The sequence below is a fragment of the Halorubrum sp. SD612 genome, from assembly GCF_002135005.1.
Window position 1 is genome coordinate 1 of the sequence record NZ_NEWI01000312.1, and the last position, 1,857, is coordinate 1,857.

General features: G+C 71.4%; 1 protein-coding gene and 2 pseudogenes. All 3 read left to right on the forward strand.

All coding sequences use genetic code 11. The features are described from left to right. Nucleotides 1–550 (forward strand): annotated as a pseudogene (locus B9G38_RS16815) (lipoate--protein ligase family protein); the annotation flags it as partial. Between the two features lie 72 nt (nucleotides 551–622). Beyond that, a pseudogene (locus B9G38_RS16820) lies at nucleotides 623–1,415 on the forward strand (deoxyribonuclease IV). Nucleotides 1,416–1,511: 96 nt separating this feature from the next. Further along, the coding region (locus B9G38_RS16825) for a hypothetical protein (protein ID WP_086221131.1) at nucleotides 1,512–1,857 on the forward strand (346 nt) is incomplete at its 3' end.

Consider the following 1,857-nt stretch of genomic DNA (forward strand, 5'->3'; position numbering starts at 1 on the left):
GTGTGCGGGGGAGCTGTCGTGCGTCACTCGCTGGCAGGACGGGCGTGGCCTCTACGCTGTCGGCCGGGTCGTGATCGACGACGGCTACGCGGACGAACCGGTCCCGGAGCTGTATCGTCCCGCCTGCTACCTCCGCGAGCTCCACCCGGCGCACGACGTGGTAGCGGCGGGGCCGGAGCCCGGGAGGCGCCGCAAGATCGCCGGCAACGCGCAGTACCGCAAGCGGGAGGCGGTGATCCAGCACGGGTCGCTGACGTTCTCGGTCGACGCGGAGCGACACCTCGGCGCCTTCGCCGACCCGCCGGTGGCGCCCGAGGAGTTCCGCGACCGCGTCGTCGGGATGGACGAGCTGGCAGACGTCGACCGCGCGGACGCGGTGGCGGCCGTCGAGGCGGCGCTCGCCGACTGGGCGGGAGCGGCGCCCGACGCGACCGTGGCCCTCGACGGGTCGTGGGCGGACGCCGAGCTGGAGCGGGCCGAGGAACTCGTCGCGGAGAAGTACCGGGACGAGGCGTGGGTCCGGACCCGACCCGGGAGCGGCGGCGCGTAGGCTGTCAGAGGGCGTCGTGGCGGATCCGCCCGGTTCCGAAGGGGCTTTTTCGACCGCCCTCCAGTGTCCGGTATGAGTCTCAAGGTCGGCGCGCACGTCTCCATCGCCGGCGGCGTGGACAACGCCGTGGAGAATCAGGTCGAGGTCGGCGGCAACTGCGGACAGATCTTCACCCACTCGCCGCAGGTGTGGCAGGACCCGAACATCGGCGACGAGGAGGCCGAGCGGTTCCGCGAGGGGACCGACCGCGACCTGGAGGGACCGTGGGTGATCCACACCTCCTACCTCGTGAACCTCTGTACGCCGAAGGAGGGGCTCCGCGAGAAGTCGCTCGACTCGATGCAAAAGGAGGTCGACGCGGCCGACAAGCTGGGGATCCCGTACGTCAACGTCCACCTCGGCGCCCGTGATCGACGACCTCGACGTGCCCGACGGCGTCACGGTCCTGATCGAGAGCGACGCGGGCGCGGGGACGAAGCTCGGCGGCGAGTTCGAACACCTCGCGGGGATCATCGACCGCACGGAGACCGACATCGACGTCTGCGTCGACACGGCCCACGCGTTCGCGGCGGGCTACGACCTCTCGACGCCCGAGGCGGTCGACCAGACGGTCGGGGAGTTCGACGACGTGGTCGGGCTAGAGCACCTGGAGTACGTCCACCTCAACGACTCGAAACACGAGTGCGGCACCAACAAGGACGAGCACGCCCACATCGGCGAGGGACACATCGGCGAGGCGGGGATGGAGCGGTTCCTCAACCACTCCGACCTGACGGACGTGCCGCTCGCCTTGGAGACGCCGACGGAGGACGGGAAGAGCTTCGCGTGGAACATCGACCGGGTACGCGAACTGCGTCACGACTGAGGCGTCCTCGTTTCTCCCGTCGGCGGTCGCTCGTCCTCCCCGGGCACGCCGTCCGTCCGACGCGGATTTAAGTAACCCCGCTAGTGATCCACGGATATGCCCACCACGAAGGCGCTGCTGTTCGGACGCCGCCGCGACCGCGCGGTCGGGCTGGTGGTCGGGTTCGCCGGCGCGGTGACGCTCGCGCTCGTCGCCGCGTTCGTCGCCGAGTCGGCCGGCGCCGCGACCGCGACGGCGCTGACCGACCGGGTTCTCCCGGTTCTGGTGTTCTACGCTCCCGGTCCACTGGCCGCGGCCGGGGCGTACGCGCGCTGCGGCGGGCCGGCGTGTCTGGCGGTCGGCGTCGTGCCGGCGGTCGTGCTCGGGGGGTTCGTCCTCCTCGGGACGGTCGTCGGCGTCCCCGGCGTCAACGGCGGGAGCCCGGCGATCGGCGACGTGACGG